The organism is Paenibacillus sp. NPDC058174 (genome assembly GCF_042883865.1).
Classification (GTDB): domain Bacteria; phylum Bacillota; class Bacilli; order Paenibacillales; family Paenibacillaceae; genus Pristimantibacillus.
This window is the reverse complement of record NZ_JBHVUY010000001.1, coordinates 2,591,966-2,608,959: the sequence shown is the minus strand read 5'-3', so window position 1 is coordinate 2,608,959 and position 16,994 is coordinate 2,591,966. Positions and strand designations below refer to the sequence as shown.

General features: G+C 50.6%; 17 protein-coding genes. 13 read left to right on the top strand and 4 right to left on the bottom strand.

What is annotated here, in order from left to right; all coding sequences use genetic code 11:
* Positions 1–100: 100 nt before the first annotated feature.
* From ACFVVF_RS11655 to ACFVVF_RS11645, 3 genes are all read right to left on the bottom strand, one after another.
* Positions 101–1,003 carry a TIGR01777 family oxidoreductase gene (locus tag ACFVVF_RS11655; protein ID WP_387808680.1) on the bottom strand — a complete coding sequence of 301 codons (903 nt, stop codon included), beginning with the start codon at positions 1,001–1,003 and terminating at the stop codon, positions 101–103.
* A 21-nt stretch (positions 1,004–1,024) separates the two neighbouring features.
* Positions 1,025–1,549, bottom strand: coding sequence for a hypothetical protein (locus ACFVVF_RS11650; RefSeq protein ID WP_387808677.1), 525 nt, complete (start codon positions 1,547–1,549; stop codon positions 1,025–1,027).
* A gap of 76 nt (positions 1,550–1,625) precedes the next feature.
* Positions 1,626–2,063 carry a DUF2621 domain-containing protein gene (locus ACFVVF_RS11645; protein ID WP_387808674.1) on the bottom strand — a complete coding sequence of 146 codons (438 nt, stop codon included), beginning with the start codon at positions 2,061–2,063 and terminating at the stop codon, positions 1,626–1,628.
* Between the two features lie 541 nt (positions 2,064–2,604).
* Between ACFVVF_RS11645 and ACFVVF_RS11640 the strand changes: the two genes are divergently transcribed.
* The 8 genes from ACFVVF_RS11640 to ACFVVF_RS11605 all read left to right on the top strand — a co-directional run bounded on the left by ACFVVF_RS11640 (position 2,605) and on the right by ACFVVF_RS11605 (position 10,757).
* Positions 2,605–3,735 carry a deoxyribonuclease IV gene (locus ACFVVF_RS11640; protein ID WP_387808671.1) on the top strand — a complete coding sequence of 377 codons (1,131 nt, stop codon included), beginning with the start codon at positions 2,605–2,607 and terminating at the stop codon, positions 3,733–3,735.
* Between the two features lie 138 nt (positions 3,736–3,873).
* A complete protein-coding gene (gene purU / locus ACFVVF_RS11635) occupies positions 3,874–4,761 on the top strand; it encodes a formyltetrahydrofolate deformylase (protein ID WP_387808668.1) in 888 nt (295 codons plus the stop codon).
* Positions 4,762–4,924: 163 nt separating this feature from the next.
* A complete protein-coding gene (gene tkt / locus ACFVVF_RS11630; protein WP_387808665.1) occupies positions 4,925–6,943 on the top strand; it encodes a transketolase in 2,019 nt (672 codons plus the stop codon).
* 14 nt (positions 6,944–6,957) lie between these two features.
* Positions 6,958–7,275, top strand: a complete 318-nt coding sequence (ppnP, locus tag ACFVVF_RS11625; RefSeq protein WP_042164308.1) for a pyrimidine/purine nucleoside phosphorylase — start codon at positions 6,958–6,960, stop codon at positions 7,273–7,275.
* Positions 7,276–7,737: 462 nt separating this feature from the next.
* Positions 7,738–8,307 (top strand): class I SAM-dependent methyltransferase, encoded by a 570-nt coding sequence (locus tag ACFVVF_RS11620; RefSeq protein ID WP_387808662.1) that lies wholly within the window; start codon positions 7,738–7,740, stop codon positions 8,305–8,307.
* A 47-nt stretch (positions 8,308–8,354) separates the two neighbouring features.
* Positions 8,355–9,044 carry a response regulator transcription factor gene (locus tag ACFVVF_RS11615; RefSeq protein ID WP_387808659.1) on the top strand — a complete coding sequence of 230 codons (690 nt, stop codon included), beginning with the start codon at positions 8,355–8,357 and terminating at the stop codon, positions 9,042–9,044.
* The gene (locus ACFVVF_RS11610) at positions 9,037–10,146 is read left to right on the top strand and encodes a HAMP domain-containing sensor histidine kinase (RefSeq protein ID WP_387808656.1); all 1,110 of its coding nucleotides are present in this window, start codon (positions 9,037–9,039) and stop codon (positions 10,144–10,146) included. The genes ACFVVF_RS11615 and ACFVVF_RS11610 overlap by 8 nt, the downstream gene beginning before the upstream one ends.
* Before the next feature lie 89 nt (positions 10,147–10,235).
* Complete coding sequence (locus tag ACFVVF_RS11605; RefSeq protein ID WP_387808653.1) at positions 10,236–10,757, top strand: DUF420 domain-containing protein; 522 nt, start codon at positions 10,236–10,238, stop codon at positions 10,755–10,757.
* Between the two features lie 155 nt (positions 10,758–10,912).
* On the opposite strand, the gene ACFVVF_RS11600 is transcribed toward ACFVVF_RS11605, so the two are convergent.
* On the bottom strand, positions 10,913–11,812 hold the full coding sequence (locus ACFVVF_RS11600) for an NAD(P)-dependent oxidoreductase (protein ID WP_387808650.1): 900 nt from the start codon (positions 11,810–11,812) through the stop codon (positions 10,913–10,915).
* 218 nt (positions 11,813–12,030) lie between these two features.
* Between ACFVVF_RS11600 and ACFVVF_RS11595 the strand changes: the two genes are divergently transcribed.
* The 5 genes from ACFVVF_RS11595 (at position 12,031) to ACFVVF_RS11575 (ending at position 16,973) form a co-directional block, all read left to right on the top strand.
* Positions 12,031–13,380 (top strand): glucose-6-phosphate isomerase, encoded by a 1,350-nt coding sequence (locus tag ACFVVF_RS11595; protein ID WP_387808647.1) that lies wholly within the window; start codon positions 12,031–12,033, stop codon positions 13,378–13,380.
* Between the two features lie 27 nt (positions 13,381–13,407).
* On the top strand, positions 13,408–14,040 hold the full coding sequence (locus ACFVVF_RS11590; protein WP_387808644.1) for a YigZ family protein: 633 nt from the start codon (positions 13,408–13,410) through the stop codon (positions 14,038–14,040).
* A gap of 256 nt (positions 14,041–14,296) precedes the next feature.
* Complete coding sequence (cysT, locus tag ACFVVF_RS11585) at positions 14,297–15,103, top strand: sulfate ABC transporter permease subunit CysT (RefSeq protein ID WP_387809048.1); 807 nt, start codon at positions 14,297–14,299, stop codon at positions 15,101–15,103.
* A gap of 2 nt (positions 15,104–15,105) precedes the next feature.
* Entirely contained in the window at positions 15,106–15,903 is a 798-nt protein-coding gene (locus tag ACFVVF_RS11580) for a sulfate ABC transporter permease subunit (RefSeq protein WP_387809045.1), read from the top strand.
* A 2-nt stretch (positions 15,904–15,905) separates the two neighbouring features.
* On the top strand, positions 15,906–16,973 hold the full coding sequence (locus tag ACFVVF_RS11575; protein ID WP_387808641.1) for a sulfate/molybdate ABC transporter ATP-binding protein: 1,068 nt from the start codon (positions 15,906–15,908) through the stop codon (positions 16,971–16,973).
* Positions 16,974–16,994 lie beyond the last annotated feature (21 nt).

Sequence of the window (16,994 nt, the reverse complement as noted above, 5' to 3'; positions counted from 1 at the left end):
CGCACTTCCATTTTACCAAGAAACGGTTTCTTTTTGTTTGACAATATGAAGAAGGGGCGTCCCTAAGTCATTTATGACTTTTGGGACAGCCCCTTAGCAGTTAAGAGCCTGCCAATTCCTTCATCGCGCTGTCTACATCAGGGTAACGGAACTGAAAGCCCAGTTCCAGCGCCTTGCGAGGAAGCGCGCGTTGACCGTCTAGCAGCAGAGAGGACATTTCTCCAAGGACAGTCTTCATGAGGAATGCAGGGATGGGGAACCAATGCGGCCTGTGGAATGCTTTTCCCAGTGCCCGCCCGAAATCTTCATTCGTTACCGGTGCAGGCGCGGAGCCGTTGACAGGCCCTTGCACCTCGCGATTGTCCAGACAAAAAAGAATAAGCCGAATCATGTCCTCAAGATGAATCCACGAGAGCCACTGCTTTCCGCTTCCGATCGGTCCGCCGCCATATAGCTTATAGGGCAGCGCCATTAGCGGGAATGCCCCTCCTTTGCTGTTCAAGACAACGCCAACGCGGAGCTTGACCAGCCGTTCGACTTCGATAGCGTTAGCTGCTTTTTCCCATTGTCTAACGACACCAGACAAGAAATCGGTCGTATTCATCGGACTCGACTCGTCGAACGTTTCGCTTAATGAGCTGCCATATGCAGAAATGCCGGAGGCGTTAATGACGACCTCCGGCTTTTGTCTAAGCTCTTGAACAATGCGTGCGATGCGGGCGGTTGCATGGAGCCTGGATTCTAGCACACGCTGTTTGGCAACTGCTGTCCACCGCTGATTGATCGATTCTCCCGCCAGATTAATAATGGCCTGTACGCCCTCCAGCTTGGAGGGCTGCTCAGCGAGTTCAGTCCAGGTTATATAATACAAACCTTTGGCTGCCTGTGCCCCTGGAGATTTCGCGGTTCTGGAAATAATCCATACTTCATCCTGCCGTTCAAGCAGCGCTTTTACAAGCGCTGTGCCGACAAATCCAGTTCCTCCTGCAATCGCAACCCGCATCCGCCACTCATCCTTTATCGATTAAAGTTTCTCCAGCTTGCTTAAGTAAAGCAAAGTCATGCCATCGATATTTTTTTCGGTATATTCGATTTTAATTTTATCATCGGGTTTGAGCTTGTTCAATGTGTCAGTAAAGGCATCAGTAATCTGTAGAACAAGCGGATTTCCGTCCACAGTGACCTCGATGCTGGTCGTATCGACCTGTCCGCCGTATACGCCTTCTTTGGCAATTGCCGCCGAATTGTCAGGGCTATTGCTGCCTTTATCCGTTGCTGGAGTGTCCGGGGAACCCGTTCCAGTCTCATTTACGCCGTTATTATTGTTTCCATTGCTGCTGCCGTTTTCTGTAGTTTCATTGCTTTCGGAATCCGGTGTAGGCGTAGCATCGCTAGGCTGTTCAGTCACTTGATTCTGATTACTCTGATTGTTCTGGTTTGGCTTGTCCGTATTGCCTGATGCGCAAGCTGAGGCTGTCAGCATGATAGCCAGCAGAACGGCGCTTGTAGCAACTACGCCCTTCTTATTCTTTCTCTTTGTTGTATTCATAACAACCACCTCCTGCCCTTATTAACGAAAAGGAATGCTTTTGGTTACATTTTTTCGTTAATTCTAGACCTTAGACCTATTTATTTAAAAGATGACTATAGGGTGCATAGTCGATCCCTTTGCGTTCGAGAAAGTTAACCAAGCTGCGGTAATCGCGTTTTGGCGTAGCGCGTATGTAGCCTTCAATACAATGGTCGCGAGTGACCTCATTGGCGCCGTAATCAATGGCGACTTGGCCGATTTTGGCCGCTATGGAATGTTTGGCAATATCGCGAAAGGCGGTAGGAACTGGAGACACCAGCTCATCGAGAAAATGCTTCGACTCCTCCGTCCACATGCTGCGGCTGCGTTCCACCCAATAATTTTGCCAATCGAGCTTGGATTTGCCATCGCGCTGCGGAAGCACCTTCAGAAATTTACGGAACATGAAAAATCCGCCGATAGCCATAGCTCCAACCATGACAACCGCCCAAAAAATGATGAAAAACATAAACCAATCTGGAGCTGATTTCATCTTATCCCTTCACCTCAGCATGAATTATACCGTATTCCACAATTTATTTCGACATTATCGAAAAAATCCTTATTACATAAAGGTTCAGAGGGAGAGGGGCTTAATCAGTGCCTAAATTTCCTCGTTGCTATCTCCCAGCTCTCGCTATACTTTTCTTAATTCAAAGAGAGCAGGTTGATGGGGAGCATTCAGTTTTGAAGAAAATCACTTCTTCTTTTTGAAAACACCAAGTAACACTGCAAAAATAATGACTACAATAATGAAACCACTCATTGAGATCACCGCCCTTTTTTGAGATTATAGCATGGCCTGCATGATTATAGAGAAGTGAAATAAAGCAGGTTTAAATAGATATTCAGCCACAGTTCCTTGTACATAAAACATTAGTGTGCGTCACAGGAAAAACACGAAAACTAATTTCCTATATATATCAAGGTTTTTGAGTGACTGGAGATTTAGTTTGCGTTGCGGCGGTCTTACTAGATTTATTTCGACATTCCTTGTAAAATAAGGTTTGATCAACCGAAAGGGGCGTTTATTAATGTTGAAAATCGGTTCCCATGTTTCTTTTTCGGACAAAGGCCTTTTGACTGCAACTGAGGAAGCTGTAACATACGGTTCGAGCACCTTCATGATTTATACCGGGGCACCGCAAAACACCCGGAGAAAACCGATCGAATCTCTATATATTGAAGAAGGCAAATCGGCAATGGACAAGGCCGGCATCGGCGAGATCGTCGTACATGCTCCTTACATTGTTAATCTGGGGTCCTATAAGGATTCTACATTTGATCTAGCTGTTCAATTTCTGCAAGAGGAAATCCGTCGTACCGATGCGATCGGCGTCCGCAATATCGTGCTTCATCCTGGCGCGTATACGGACAAGGATGCGGAGTACGGCATTGCCCGGATCGCAGAGGGCTTGAACCTTGTGCTGGAAGGCACGAAGGAAACGAAGGTCAATATTGCGCTTGAGACGATGGCCGGCAAAGGTACGGAGATCGGCCGCAGCTTCGAGGAGCTGGCGCAAATTATCGAGAAGGTCGGATTGAATGACCGCCTTACGGTATGCATGGACACTTGCCATATGCACGATGCAGGCTATGACCTGATTGGCGACTTGGATGGCACGCTTGAGCAGTTTGACAAGATTGTCGGTCTCAATCGCGTCGCTATCGTGCATGTTAATGACAGCAAAAATCCGCGCGGTGCAGGCAAGGACCGTCATGCTCCGGTTGGCGCAGGCTGGCTGGGCTACGACGCCATTCGTTCGATCGTTCATCACGATGCACTCGCTGGCCGTCCATTTATATTGGAAACGCCATGGATCGGCAAGACGGATAAAACGCAGCGTCCGATGTATGAAGCGGAAATCGCTTTACTCCGCGGCGATGCTGCAGAACGCTTCGGCGATTCGTTCTTCGACCATGTTGAGCGTCTGCATCATTTCTTCGGCAAGCAAGAGGTTGACCACCGCGATTTCGTACTCGGCACATGGGATGTGCTGAAAAACGATGCCAAAGCGAAGAAAGCCGATCCGCGTGAGCCGATGGAGCGTTTGTATGATCTTGTAGCGGAAAGCGATGCGCTTCCTGGCGATCTCTCCGAGGAGCAAATCAACCAGCGCATTACAGCGTGGTTTGCCGGCAAGCAATTGCTGGTCAACGCATAGATTTTTAAGAGAACGTCTTTGCTTCGCCCAGCCATCATGGAGGCGAAGCAAAGCTCTTTTATTAGGATAAAGCTTATAAATTTACTTATTTCAATCAAAACTAAACAAATTAGAAGTCAAGGAAGGAAGTTACTGTACATGTCTTCAAGCCAAGCCCAAGCCTCCGCTCCAAACAGCGGACGCGCCCGTATGCTCATCTCTTGTCCGGACCGGCCGGGTATCGTAGCAGCCGTTTCGCATTTTCTGTATGAGCACGGTGCCAACATCGTTTCATCCGATCAGTATACGATGGATCCTGTTGGCGGAATGTTTTTTATCCGATTTGAATTTGATCTGAACGACCTCGACAAAGAGCTTCCAGTGCTTGTCGAGGATTTTGCGCGCGTAGCTGACCGTTTCGAGATGAAATGGCATACATTCCGCGCCAGCCGCAAGAAGCGTCTTGCGATCTTCGTCTCCAAAGAGGATCACTGTCTGATGGAGCTGCTGTGGCAGTGGAAAGCGGGCGATCTGAATGCCGACATTTCCATGGTTATCAGTAACCACTTGGACATGAAGGAAATGGTCGAATCCTTCGGCATTCCCTATCATCATGTTCCAGTAACGGCTGATACGAAAGCAGAAGCCGAGCGCAAACAGATGGAGCTTGTGTCCGATAAGGCGGATCTTATCGTCCTTGCCCGCTATATGCAGATCATTACACCGAAATTTATCGAGGTATTCCCTAACCGGATCATCAATATCCACCATTCGTTCTTGCCAGCTTTCGTTGGCGGCAAGCCGTATGCGCAAGCTTACAACCGCGGCGTGAAAATCATCGGCGCAACCGCTCACTATGTGACGGAGGAGCTTGATGGCGGACCGATCATTGAGCAGGACGTTCAGCGTGTTACCCATCGCGACGATGTAGAGGAGCTGAAGCGCATTGGACGGACGATTGAGCGGGTTGTGCTGGCTCGTGCCGTGAAGTGGCACACGGAAGACCGGATCATCGTACATCAGAACAAAACCGTGGTGTTCAACTAGAATCGTTCGGGTTTAAGCCCTTTCATTCTTGAAATTGGGATGGCAAACGCCAGATCGGAATGGTACAATATTCAAAGCCATTGCGCTACAACTCGCGCTATATAAACAAATTAGAGAGAATGCAACATCGCTTCAACCAATGGATCTTTAGGAGGAAATAAGAATGACAGTTACTCAGAAATCGATTGACCAGCTTTCGATTGACACGATCCGTACGCTTGCTATCGACGCAATCGACAAAGCGAATTCCGGACATCCGGGCATGCCTATGGGCGCTGCTCCGATGGGCTATCAGCTTTTTGCTAAAAACATGGTGCACAATCCGTCCAACCCGACTTGGATCAACCGCGACCGTTTCGTCTTGTCGGCTGGTCACGGCTCGATGCTGTTGTACAGCTTGCTGCATCTGTCCGGATACGATCTTCCGATCGAAGAACTGAAAAATTTCCGCCAATGGGGCTCCCTGACACCGGGTCACCCGGAAGTTGGACATACAGCTGGCGTTGACGCGACTACAGGTCCGCTTGGACAAGGTATCGCGATGGCAGTGGGTATGGCTATGGCAGAAGCGCACCTCGGCGCTACTTATAACAAAGAAGACTTTAACGTAGTGGATCACTATACGTATTCGATCTGCGGCGACGGCGACTTAATGGAAGGCATCTCCCACGAGGCAGCTTCCCTTGCAGGCCACTTGCAGCTCGGCAAGCTCGTTGTGCTGTATGATTCCAATGATATTTCCCTCGATGGCGAGCTGAGCTTGTCCTACTCCGAGACAGTACAGAAGCGTTTTGAAGGCTACGGCTGGCAAGTGCTTCGCGTACAAGACGGCAACGATCTGGGCGCTTTGTCCAAGGCAGTTGCAGAGGCGCAAGCTGAGACAGGCAAACCGACGCTGATCGAAGTAAAAACAGTTATCGGCTACGGCAGCCCGAACAAGCAAGGCAAAGGCGGCCATGGCGGTACGCACGGTTCCCCGCTTGGCGCTGACGAAACGAAGCTGACGAAGCAATTCTACGGCTGGTCGGAAGATCACTCGTTCTTTGTTCCGGATGAAGTTCGCGCCCACTTTGCTGAAGTGAAGCAAAACGGCGAGAAAGCAAACGCACAATGGGACGAGCTGTTTGCAGCTTACAAACAAGCAAATCCTGAGCTTGCGAAGCAATTCGAGCTGGCGATCTCCGGCGAGCTGCCAGAAGGCTGGGATGCTGAACTTCCTGCTTACACAACGGAAGACAAGCCATTGTCGACTCGCGTAGCTTCTGGTAATGCACTGAACGGACTTGTGAAAAACGTTCCTCAGCTCGCAGGCGGCTCCGCTGACCTTGAGAGCTCGACGATGACCCACTTGAAGGGCCTTGCGCAATTCAAACCGGGCAGCTACGAAGGCCGCAACATTTACTTCGGCGTTCGTGAATTCGGCATGGCGGCAGCAATGAACGGCATCAGCCTTCATGGCGGCGTAAAAGTGTTCGGCGGTACGTTCTTCGTATTTACCGATTACCTCCGTCCAGCCGTTCGTCTGGCTTCCATTATGAAGCAACCGGTTGTGTATGTACTGACGCATGACAGTATTGCAGTCGGCGAAGACGGCCCTACTCACGAGCCGATCGAGCAGTTGGCTTCGATCCGTATTATTCCTGGTCTGACTGTAATCCGTCCTGCTGACGGCAATGAAACTTCGGCTGCATGGGCTTATGCGGTTGAGAACAAGGAAAATCCGGTGGCGCTCGTTCTGACGCGTCAAAACCTGCCAATCCTTGAAGGCGCAGTATCGAATGTCCGCGAAGGCATCCGCCGGGGCGCATACGTTGTATCCGATGCAGCGAACGGCAAGCCGCAAGCGCAAATTATCGCTACAGGTTCCGAAGTTCAACTGGCTGTTGCCGCTCAAAAAGCGCTGGCTGAAGAAGGCATCGCAGTTCGCGTAATCAGCATGCCAAGCTGGGATCTGTTCGACAAGCAGGACAAAGCGTACAAAGATTCCGTTCTGCTGCCGGAAGTTAAAGCGCGCGTAGCGGTTGAGATGGCTCATCCGTTTGGCTGGGAGCGTTATGTAGGCGACCAAGGTACAATCATCGGTATTGACACCTTCGGCGCTTCGGCCCCTGGCGACCGCGTCATCAAGGAATACGGCTTCACCGTTGAAAACGTAGTAGCAAAAGTAAAAGCTGTACTGTAGAGGAGCTAACCGACATGTCGCAATTTGAAAATGTAACGATCGTCAAAGAAGCTAACGTTTACTTTGACGGCAAAGTAACAAGCCGCGCTGTACTGTTCGCGGACGGAACGAAAAAGACGCTGGGTATCATGCTCCCAGGCGACTATGAGTTCGGAACAGATTGCGTTGAAATTATGGAAATTCTTGCAGGTGATTTGAAAGTGCTGCTCCCAGGCGAAACCGAGTGGCTGCACATTCAAGGCAAAGGCGAGTTTACCGTGCCGGCAAATACGAAGTTCAAGCTGCAAGTAGCGGCTGTGTCTGACTACTGCTGCTCCTACATCTACGAATAGCATTGATCCAATGCTGAAAAAGCTGCTCCGCCTGTTGGCGGAGCAGCTTTTTTCATTCTTATTGCTATCAATGGCACAATTAAAATGCAAAAGTGCAGGCTGAAATCTGTTTTTCCGATGATTTACCGCATCAAAATGCAAAAGTGCAGGTTGATCGGCGTAAAAAGCCCGATTCTAGCGAATTACAGCGATTTCAAATGTACATTTGCATTTTGATCACGATTTAAAGCATTTTGGGGCTCATCAAAATGTATATTTGCATTTTGCTACCCGTTAGGCGCCGATAGATTAGTTAGATCCGGGGGTTCAGCATTTAGTGGCTGCTGTTAAATAAAGGCTCACTAATAGTAGTTTGCCGTTTTCCGCCGTCTTCAGAAAATCTTTAGTTTTTTCTGCACTTTGTCTGAAACTTTTCTCTGTAAGATGAGGACAGTCGATATGAGAGTGAAGGAGAGAAGCTAGATGAAGACGATGCAAGAGAAGGTTCTGTTTCTGCAAAAATTTTCGCGGCAGCCCCGGATGATTGGCAGCATTACGCCTAGTTCCAGCTTTTTGGCGAATGCGATGTTACGCTCTATACCTTGGGGGCAAGTTAATGCGGTGGCGGAGCTGGGAGCAGGTACGGGCGCGATAACAAAACGGCTGGGCCAATATGCGGAGGAACCAACAAAGGTGCTGCTGTTCGAGCAGGAACCGGAGCTTTTTCACAAGCTAAAAATACAGTACCCCTCATATGACATTCACCCGGACGCACGTTTTCTCACTCAAACGCTCCAGAAATCCGGAATTGACGGGCTGGATTGCATCATTTCCGGCCTGCCCTTTTATAATTTCCCGCAATTAATGCGTGACCAGCTTATGAAACAGATTCACAGCTCTCTGAAGCCTGGCGGCATGTTCGTCGCCTTTCAATATTCGCTGCAAATGCGGAGACAGTTCAGCAGCTATTTCGAAATGGAACGAATCCGCTTTATGCCGCTCAACATTCCTCCCGCTTTTATTTATATTTGCAGGAAAAGGAAGGACGCTTAACATCATTTCACGATTTATGGTAATTTGGAGGGAGGAGGGATTATCAAATGGCTCAGCATATTGTTATTGCCGACGACGATTTGGAAATACGGGATGTGCTTCGCATCTATTTGCAGAACGAAGGCTACCGCGTAACAGAGGCGGAGGACGGCCTGCAAGCGCTGGAGATCGTCCGGACGGAGCCGGTTGACCTCCTGATACTCGACGTCATGATGCCGCGGATGGACGGGATTAGAGCCTGTATGACCATCAGGGAGTCGTCAGACCTGCCGATTATCATGCTCTCAGCAAAAGCCGAGCCAATCGATAAAATTGACGGCTTGACGACGGGAGCAGACGATTATGTGTCGAAGCCATTTAATCCGCTGGAGCTGATCGCTAGGGTTAAAGCCCGGCTCAGAAGGCATGTCTCCCAGAACCGCGCCGCAGCCAGCAATGACAAGGTTATCGAGCTTGGAGAGCTTGTTATTGACCGGCAGCGTCACACAGTCCGGCTAAGGGGCCGGGAAATCCCTTTTACGCCTATTGAGTTTTCCATACTTGAGCTGATGGCAAGCCATCCGGGTATTGTTTTCAATGCCGAAAGGCTTTATCAAAGTATTTGGAACGATGACAAGTACATTAGCGACAATACGATTATGGTGCATATCCGCAATATCCGTGCCAAAATCGAGGATCGGCCGCGCGAGCCGAAATATATAAAAACCGTATGGGGAGTGGGATATAAAATTGAGTAAAAACTCCCTCTTTGCCTGGCGCCGGAGCATTCGGGTCCGCATTATCGGCTGGCTTCTGCTCAGCTTCATTTTTGCCAATCTTTTGACAAGCGTCATTGAGTTCTATTTCCCCTATTTCAAAACCGGTACACCACTCATGAATGTGCTGGCGTTTTGGATGTTTATTATTTGTTTTTTATTGTTTTTCTTTTTGCTGACACGAGGTCTCGTACGGTATCTAAGAAGGATAGCTGACGGGCTGATGTCCATCGCGGGAGGCAGTCTGGGGCATCGTGTTCCAGACGGTCGGAGGGACGAGCTGGGCGACGTATCGCGGAATATTAACTATATGGCGGAGCAGCTGGAACTGACGATGACGAAGGAACGGGAGATGGAACGGTCGAAAATGGAGCTTATTACAAATGTCTCCCACGACCTGCGGACTCCGCTGACCAGCCTGATTGGCTATCTCAACCTATTAAAGCAAGAGGATGGCGGATTGACAGGTGAGCAAAAGCGGTATGTAGACAGCGCTTATTATAAGTCCGAGCAATTGCGGACATTAATTGAAGAATTGTTCGAATATACGCGTCTTACTGGTGGGGGCGTTCGGCTCTCCTTGGAGACGATCGATTTGCATAAATTGATTGAGCAGGTCATTACGGAAATCGAGCCGCTTGCTGAGGAGCAAGAGCTGATCATTCGCAGGCTCCAGCCTTATCGTGCTTTGCCTGCCGACATAGATCCGGATCTATTCGTACGGGTCATCGATAATTTGCTGATGAATGCACTTAAATTCGCCTCTAAGCCTGGGGAGATAAAGATAGGGATCTGGAATCGCGATAGAGAGATTGAGATTAAAGTCATAAACGAAGGAAAGCCGCTTCCTCATGAGGATGGAGAGCAGTTGTTTGACCGTTTTTATAAAGGAGACTCCTCGCGGGGTGAAGGGGCAAACGGCAAATCTGGCGGCGCAGGCCTTGGGCTTTCAATCGCACGCAACATCGTAGAGCTGCATGGCGGGAAGCTGTTTCTTCAATATGAAGACGGTGTTTACAGCTTTACGATTCAAATTCCGCAGCGGAGTGCCGAAAGTCACAATTCCGCAAACGAATCGTCATAGATTCGTGACATCGAGCGGCGGAACCGAATTGTTTTGCCCCGCCAAATCAGATAAGGTAAGGGTATACATTGGTTACGAAGGAGAGTTCGATGAAGGAACGCAACTATACGCCGTTAATCGCCGTTTTGTCGGTGGTTCTTGTACTGGTCATTACTGTATTGTTTTTTCTGCCGGCTTATGACGGGGAGATTCACTTTGATGTGACGCTTCTGCCGCTGCTGAATGCGGTGTTCAACAGCTTCACTTTTATTACGCTGCTGGTCGCTTTGATCGCGATTCTGAAAAAGAACGTCAAAATGCATAAACTTTTCATTGCGGCAGCTTTTACGTCTACGACGCTGTTTCTTATTTCGTACGTGACCTATCACTATTTGACGGAATCGACGAAATATGGCGGCAGCGGCGTGCTGAAGGGAATATACTTCTTCGTTCTAATCACACATATTTTGCTGGCTATCGTCATTGTGCCGCTTGCCCTTCTGTCGGTCGCGCGTGGCCTGAACATGCAGATCGAGAAGCACCGCAAAATTGCGCGCTGGACGATGCCGATTTGGCTGTACGTCAGCTTTACAGGCGTTGTCGTTTACTTAATGATTTCCCCTTATTATTAAAAATCAGCGCGGTGAACGGAGCGGGATCGTTTCTCATATCGTTTCACCCCTGACCATCGTCAAAAAGAGGCTGTCCTAAAAGTCACCAGTCGTGACTACAGGACAGCCTCTTTATTTGACTTCTGTGCGCGTAAAGCACGGTCGGGTTTACGGGTTTAAGCCTCGCCGCCGCCCAGCTTGCGGCCGATCCATTGCTCATAAGCTTTGGCCACAACGCTCATATCATATTCCCCAAGACCCATCGCTTCGCCGATTTGGAGCTGGCTTTTCGCCGCTTCCAGTATCGGAGTTGGCACTTTCAAGCCATCCGACAGCACGGACGACAAGCGCAAATCCTTCAGCATAAGCGCGAGCGAGAACTGAACGTCGTAATTGCCGGTGAGCAGCTTCTCGCCTTTCAGCTCAGCCGTTCTGCTGGCCGCGCCGCCCGATTGAACGAGCTCGAGGAAAGCTTTGCCGTCGATGCCGCCGCTTGCTGCAATTGCCATGCCTTCAACGAGACCAAGCATGTTGATGCCAACGATCGTGTTATGAGCAAGCTTAGCTGTGGAGCCGCTGCTGTTTCCGCCCATATGTATAATTTTACGCCCCATAGCCAGCAGAGCGTCTTCCACCAAGGCCAGTACCTCCGCATCGCCGCCGACCATGAACGTCAGTGTGCCGCCATCTGCAGCCGGCTTGCTGCCCGTAACAGGAGCATCAAGAAACTTCGCTTGCCGCTCTTCAGCGGAAGCCGTCAGCTCAAGCGCCAGCGCAGGGGAGATCGTGCTGCTGTCAATAAGCGTCGTGCCCGGCTGCAAAGCGGAGAAAATACCATTTTCACCAAAATAAACTTCACGAATGGCATCGTCGTTGCTGATCATCGTAATGACCGTATCGTTTCCAGTTACCGCTTCTGCAGGAGTAGCGGCTTCTTTCGCGCCAAGCGCAAGCAGCTCACCGGCTTTGCCCGGCGTCCGGTTGTATACCGTGACCTCGAATCCTTTGCGAAGCAAGTTTGCAGCCATTCCATAGCCCATGACGCCCAGGCCGATAAATCCGATTTTTTTGCTCATCTCTGCCATCCTCCAAATGTGTAATGTGCTTTCCGCACCGCGCGCGCTAGGAGCTGTGCGCGGTGCGGAATTAGCCATTCAAATCTTCTATATCCATTATAATATTTCTTCATGCATATTTCATGGTCATTAAACTTGTTTTTGACGGGTAAATCCGATATTCTAAATGCTAAGCCAAGATGCTTGTGAAAAACATTATCAGGGAGGCCTCCTTACTTATGAGTAAAACAGTTAAATTCGATTATAGCAAGGCGCTCACGTTCCTTGGGCAAAACGAAATCGACAACCTGACGGAACAAGTACGCCTCGCTCACGATCAATTACATAATGGAACGGGCACCGGCTCCGACTACCTCGGTTGGATCGACCTGCCGAGCAACTACGATAAAGAAGAATTCGCCCGCATTCAGCAAGCTGCGGCAAAAATCCAATCGGACTCCGAAGTGCTGATCGTAATCGGCATCGGCGGTTCGTACCTCGGCGCACGCGCCGCGATCGAAATGCTGTCCAATTCGTTCTACAATCTGCAGACGAAGGAACAGCGCAAGACGCCTCAAGTGCTTTTTGCCGGCAACAACATCAGCTCCACTTATGTGACGCATTTGCTGCAGCTGATCGAAGGCCGCGAATGGTCGATCAACGTGATTTCCAAATCCGGCACAACGACGGAGCCTGCGATCGCTTTCCGCATTTTCCGCGAAGCGCTGGAACGCCAATACGGCAAAGAAGAAGCACGCAAACGGATCTATGCAACGACCGATCAATCCAAAGGCGCGCTCAAAAAGCTCGCTACAGAAGAAGGCTACGAGTCCTTCATCATTCCGGATGACGTTGGCGGCCGCTACTCCGTACTGACGCCTGTAGGCTTGCTTCCGATTGCTGTAGCCGGCATCGACATCACTGCGATGATGCAAGGCGCTGCAGAAGCGGCTAAAGAATACAGCAATCCGAACCTCGCAGAAAACGAGGCTTACCAATACGCGGCTGCCCGCAACGCGCTGTACCGCAAAGGCAAAACGACGGAGATTCTCGTGAACTACGAGCCAAACCTTCATTTCGTATCCGAGTGGTGGAAGCAGCTGTTCGGCGAAAGCGAAGGCAAAGACTACAAAGGCATTTACCCGGCATCCGTCGATTTCTCGACTGATCTGCACTCCATGGGTCAATTTATTCAAGAGGGCAACCGGAACATTTTCGAGACGGTTATCCAAGTGAATGAAGTGGCGGAGCATATTTCGATCGGCCACGATCCTGCGGATCTGGACGGATTGAACTTCCTGACTGGCAAAACGATGGACTTTGTTAACAAAAAAGCATTCGAAGGTACGCTGCTTGCGCATACAGACGGTCAAGTGCCAAACTTCATCGTCAACATTGCCGACTTCTCGCCGTACACTTTCGGCTATCTCGTTTACTTCTTCGAAAAAGCCTGCGGCATCAGCGGCTACCTGCTTGGCGTTAACCCATTCGACCAGCCGGGCGTAGAAGCTTACAAACGCAACATGTTTGCGCTGCTGGGCAAACCAGGCTACGAGAAAGAGAAAGCGGAGCTTGAAGCGCGCCTGTAGGCGCCGTTTCAAGCGGGACTGCTGAATATGCTGGAGCGTTATTCGACGATTCGGGGAGATGGAACTGCCGAGGTCGTCATTAAAAAATCCAGATTTATCGGCCACGCCAAGCCTGTCGAGACGGAAGAGGAAGCGGTCGCCTTCATTGAGGAGATCAAGCGTCTTCACCGGCAGGCGACGCATAACTGCTCGGCTTATCTCGTTGGCGAGCGCGATCAGTACCAGAAGGCATCTGACGACGGAGAGCCAAGCGGCACGGCCGGCAAGCCCATTCTTGAGGTTATTAAGAATAAGGGGTTGAAAAATGTCGCCGTCGTCGTCACCCGCTATTTCGGCGGTATCATGCTTGGAGCCGGAGGCCTTGTCCGTGCTTATACGGACGGGGCGGTCGCCGGAATTGAAGCAGCCGGCGAAATCGTCAGAGTGCTGCACCGCGAAGTGTTCGTCGACGTTGATTATACGTGGTATGGCAAGCTTGAGAATGAGCTGCACGGACGCGGAACGCGCGTTGGCGGAACGGAGTTTACCGATCGGGTCATCGTCAAATGCCTGCCCGAGGAGCCGGAAGCGGAGGCGTTTATAGCGTGGATGACGGATCTGACGCAAGGTCAGGCGGAAATTACGCTAGGCGAGAGCGTCTATTATATTGAAGGCGAATAAGGAATGAAGGAAGCCCCGCAGGAGGTTCGAGCAATCGAACCCTCTGCGGGGTTTTTTTGCAATGCTAGCAGTTGAGCCTATTTCCAGCAATCGACAGCCTCCAGGCAGAAAAAATGTTAATTTAGGATTGACTAGACCAGTTATTGTCTGCTAAATTTAGAATACCAAGTTTATTAATAGGAATTATAATGAATGGTTTTAGGCATCATCCTACGGCACGAGCCGATGGTCTGGAGGTTAAGGCATAGTGAATGTCATGTTTCGCGGCAAGCTGTGGAGCTTCGGGTTTCGCAGCACGGTCATGCTCTATTTTGTCATCCTTATCGTTCTGCCTATTCTAGGAATCTACTCGCAATCATTATCGCTCGGATGGCACCCGCTTTGGGAAAGTATATCCGACCCCCTCGCTTGGAAAGCAGTGCTTCTGACCGTTAAGCTGGCGGTTATTGCAACCGTCATCAATGTGGTCATTGGTACGCTGATCAGCTGGGTCCTCATTCGCTATCGTTTTCCCGGCAAGCATTTGTTGAACAGTCTGGTAGACTTGCCCTTCGCGCTTCCGACCGCTGTAACAGGATTAATGATCCTGCTGCTGCTTGGTCCAGGCAGCCTTGTAGGGGGCTTTGCCGCAAAGCTGGGCTTCGAAATTGTATTCCATGAGCCGGCGATCGTCATTGCCATGGTATTCGTCACCTTTCCCTTCGTTATCCGGGCGGTACAGCCGCTGCTGGAGGAGCTTGACAAGTCGGAGGAGGAAGCGGCCTATACGATGGGGGCGACTCGCACCCGCACTTTTTTCAGCATTATATTCCCTTCGATGCTCCCTGGCATATTGAGCGGGGGAATGCTGGCGTTCTCGCGCGGATTGGCGGAATTCGGGGCAGTTGTTCTCGTTGCCGGCAATATTCCGGGCAAGACGCTCATCGCATCGGTTTATATTTTTGGAGAGATTGAAAGCAATAATCCGCAAGGAGCGGCCGCAGTATCCGTGCTGCTGCTGACGCTGTCGTTTCTCATTTTGTGGACGGTCAACTTGATTCAATCAAGGAGGCCGGGACAATGACGATACGCAGATTGTGGATTGCCGCCGTTTATTTAATTTTTACCGTACTCTTAATTATTCCGTTGATTGAGATCGTTAGAGGGTCTTGGGCAGACGGCTGGGGCGGCTTTACCGAAGCGCTGATGCGCCCCCAATCGCTTCATGCTCTTGGAATGACAGGTATGATCGTCATTGTGGTCACGCTGATCAATACGATGTTCGGCGTTATGCTGGCGTTGTATCTCGTCAGGGCACAGTGGATTGGTCCAAGGATCAAGCGGCTGCTGAACAGTCTCGTTGATCTCCCGTTTGCCGTATCTCCTGTAATCGGCGGCTTGATGATCGTGCTGCTGCTCGGTCCAAGCACCGTTATCGGCGCCTTTTTCGAGGATGCGGGCTTCAAGGTCGTATACGCCTTGCCCGGCATGATTCTCGCAACCCTGTTCGTTACTTTCCCGATCATGGTACGCGAGGTGCTGCCGGTGCTGCAGGAAATCGGCGCTCAGCAGGAAGAAGCGGCGTCGACACTTGGCGCTTATTCCTGGTACACGTTCTGGAAAGTGACATGGCCGTCTATCCGCTGGGGCGTCATCTATGGCGTCGTGCTGACGGTTGCCCGTTCGCTAGGCGAGTTCGGCGCTGTACTGGTCGTTTCCGGCAACATTATGAATAAAACGCAAACCGCCACGACGCTTGTCTATCAAGATGTGGAAAATTTCAATGTGGTTGCCGCCAATGGCGTAGCGCTTGTTCTGGCCGTATTCTCGGTAGGCTTGCTGCTGCTCATGGAGTGGGCCAAAAAACGAAAGGAAGTGCATTAGCCATGCATATCGAAGTCCGCAACCTCAACAAAAGCTTCGGTGATTTCAACGCGGTGCAAAATGTCAGCTTTGAAATCGAGAAGGGCCATCTGATCGGCTTGCTCGGCCCAAGCGGCGGCGGCAAAACGTCGATTCTGCGAATGCTGGCGGGCCTGGAAACGCCGACCTCCGGCGATATCCTGTTCCATGGAAAGCGCGTCAACGACTTGCCGCCGCAAGAGCGGGGCATCGGGTTTGTATTTCAGAACTATGCGCTGTTCAAGCATATGACCGTGTTCGACAATATTGCCTTTGGCTTGAAGGTTAAGAAGCAGTCCAAGGAACAAATCCGTCAGCGGGTTAGTGAACTGGTCGAGCTAACAGGCTTGAAGGGCTTCGAGCATCGCTATGTGCATCAGCTGTCCGGCGGACAGCGTCAGCGTGTCGCCTTCGCAAGGGCGCTCGCTCCAGAGCCGCAGCTGCTGCTGCTCGACGAGCCGTTTGCCGCGATTGATGCGAAAATCCGCACCGAGCTGCGCACCTGGCTCAAAGAGATGATTGAGCGCGTCGGCATTACATCGATCTTCGTCACGCATGACCAGGATGAGGCAATCGAAGTAGCGGATGAGATTATGATCATCGGCAAAGGCAAGCTGGAGCAAAAAGGGACGCCGTGGGAAATTTACAAAAACCCGGAGACACCATTCGTCGCCAGCTTCATCGGCGAGTCGACCGTTGTGGAAGACTTGTCTGTGCTTAAAGGCTTTGAATCGGCAGCTGCGGATCATCCGGGCACGAAGGCGCTTATTCGTCCGGAATATATTGAAATCGGCAGACCGGGCGAGATCAAGCTCGCTTCGGCTACGCTGGATGCGAACGTGAAGGATGTTCATTTCCGCGGCAGCGAATGGCTAGTGGAGCTGCTGGTCGGCAATGTGAAGCTGATTACGTATCGCTCGCTGGAGAAGGAAGTGCTTCGTCCTGGCGATTTCGTCAACGTACTCGTTCACCGCGCTTATTTATTCAATGATAATGAAAGCTGGATTGCAGAAAACAGCCTGAAGACCGATCCGATGCCAGTTCACATTTAATCGAAAACTAAAGAGGTACTC